We start from the raw sequence: 2,500 nt of genomic DNA, 5'->3' as shown, positions 1-2,500 counted from the left end.
CCTCTCAAATCTCCAACGCCCATGGCAGATAGGGACCGAACTGTCTCACGACGTTCTGAACCCAGCTCGCGTACCACTTTAAATGGCGAACAGCCATACCCTTGGGACCGACTACAGCCCCAGGATGTGATGAGCCGACATCGAGGTGCCAAACACCGCCGTCGATATGAACTCTTGGGCGGTATCAGCCTGTTATCCCCGGAGTACCTTTTATCCGTTGAGCGATGGCCCTTCCATACAGAACCACCGGATCACTAAGTCCTAGTTTCCTACCTGCTTGATCCGTCGATCTTGCAGTCAAGCACGCTTATGCCTTTGCACACAGTGCGCGATGTCCGACCGCGCTGAGCGTACCTTCGAGCTCCTCCGTTACTCTTTAGGAGGAGACCGCCCCAGTCAAACTACCCACCATACACGGTCCCCGACCCAGATAATGGGCCCAGGTTAGAACGTCAAGCACGACAGGGTGGTATTTCAAGGATGGCTCCGCCACAGCTAGCGCCATGGTTTCATAGCCTCCCACCTATCCTACACAGACGAACTCAACGTTCAGTGTAAAGCTATAGTAAAGGTTCACGGGGTCTTTCCGTCTTGCCACGGGAACGCTGCATCTTCACAGCGATTTCAATTTCACTGAGTCTCGGGTGGAGACAGCGCCGCTGTCGTTACGCCATTCGTGCAGGTCGGAACTTACCCGACAAGGAATTTCGCTACCTTAGGACCGTTATAGTTACGGCCGCCGTTTACTGGGGCTTCGATCAAGAGCTTCGCCTTGCGGCTGACCCCATCAATTAACCTTCCAGCACCGGGCAGGCGTCACACCCTATACGTCCACTTTCGTGTTTGCAGAGTGCTGTGTTTTTGATAAACAGTCGCAGCGGCCTGGTTACTGCGACCCTCTTCAGCTATAGCTCGCACGAGCCACCAAAAAGGGTGCACCTTCTCCCGAAGTTACGGTGCCATGTTGCCTAGTTCCTTCACCCGAGTTCTCTCAAGCGCCTGAGAATTCTCATCCTACCCACCTGTGTCGGTTTACGGTACGGTCTGCGTAAGCTGAAGCTTAGGAGCTTTTCCTGGAAGCGTGGTATCAGTGACTTCGCCTTAAAGGCTCGTCTCGGTGCTCGGTCTTAAAGGATCCCGGATTTGCCAAAGATCCAAACCTACCGCCTTTCCCCGGGACAACCAACGCCCGGTACACCTAACCTTCTCCGTCCCTCCATCGCACTTACGCGAGGTGCAGGAATATTAACCTGCTTCCCATCGACTACGACTTTCGTCCTCGCCTTAGGGGCCGACTCACCCTGCGCCGATTAACGTTGCGCAAGGAAACCTTGGGCTTTCGGCGTGCGGGTTTTTCACCCGCATTATCGTTACTCATGTCAGCATTCGCACTTCCGATACCTCCAGCAGACTTCTCAATCCACCTTCGCAGGCTTACGGAACGCTCCTCTACCGCGCATAACAAAGTTATGCACCCCAAGCTTCGGTTCAGTGCTTAGCCCCGTTAAATCTTCCCCGCAGACCGACTCGACCAGTGAGCTATTACGCTTTCTTTAAAGGGTGGCTGCTTCTAAGCCAACCTCCTGGCTGTCTGTGCCTTTCCACATGGTTTTCCACTTAGCACTGAATTTGGGACCTTAGCTGTGGGTCTGGGTTGTTTCCCTTTTCACGACGGACGTTAGCACCCGCCGTGTGTCTCCCATACAGTCCGTCTCGGTATTCGGAGTTTGCAATGGTTTGGTAAGTCGCGATGACCCCCTAGCCATAACAGTGCTCTACCCCCGAGAGGATACATATGAGGCGCTACCTAAATAGCTTTCGAGGAGAACCAGCTATCTCCGGGTTCGATTAGCTTTTCACTCCTAATCACACCTCATCCCCTACCTTTGCAACGGGAGTGGGTTCGGGCCTCCAGTGCGTGTTACCGCACCTTCACCCTGGGCATGACTAGATCACCCGGTTTCGGGTCTACTGCCCGCGACTATGCGCCCTTATCAGACTCGGTTTCCCTTCGCCTCCCCTATACGGTTAAGCTTGCCACGAACAGTAAGTCGCTGACCCATTATACAAAAGGTACGCAGTCACTCCTTGCGGAGCTCCTACTGCTTGTACGCACACGGTTTCAGGTTCTATTTCACTCCCCTCTCCGGGGTTCTTTTCGCCTTTCCCTCACGGTACTGGTTCACTATCGGTCGGTCAGTAGTATTTAGCCTTGGAGGATGGTCCCCCCATGTTCAGACAGGGTTTCACGTGCCCCGCCCTACTCGTCTTCACTGGAATGGCCCTTTCAGATACAGGGCTGTCACCTTCTATGGCCGCTCTTTCCAGAGCGTTTTCCTAGAACCAATCCAGCTTAAGGGCTAGTCCGCGTTCGCTCGTCGCTACTGACGGAATCTCGGTTGATTTCTTTTCCTCTGGTTACTTAGATATTTCAGTTCACCAGGTTCGCTTCCAGCAGCTATGTATTCACTGCAGGATACCCGCAAGCGGGTGGGTTTCC

Annotated in this window: 1 rRNA gene (cut by both window edges); it reads right to left on the bottom strand. The window is 53.8% G+C overall.

The annotated features are described in order from the left end of the window. Positions 1 to 2,500: ribosomal RNA gene (locus N8888_RS01490) — 23S ribosomal RNA — on the bottom strand (it extends past both window edges: 259 nt to the left, 121 nt to the right).

Source organism: Stenotrophomonas maltophilia (assembly GCF_025642255.1).
GTDB lineage: Bacteria > Pseudomonadota > Gammaproteobacteria > Xanthomonadales > Xanthomonadaceae > Stenotrophomonas > Stenotrophomonas maltophilia_P.
This window is presented reverse-complemented; position numbering and strand designations above follow the sequence as displayed.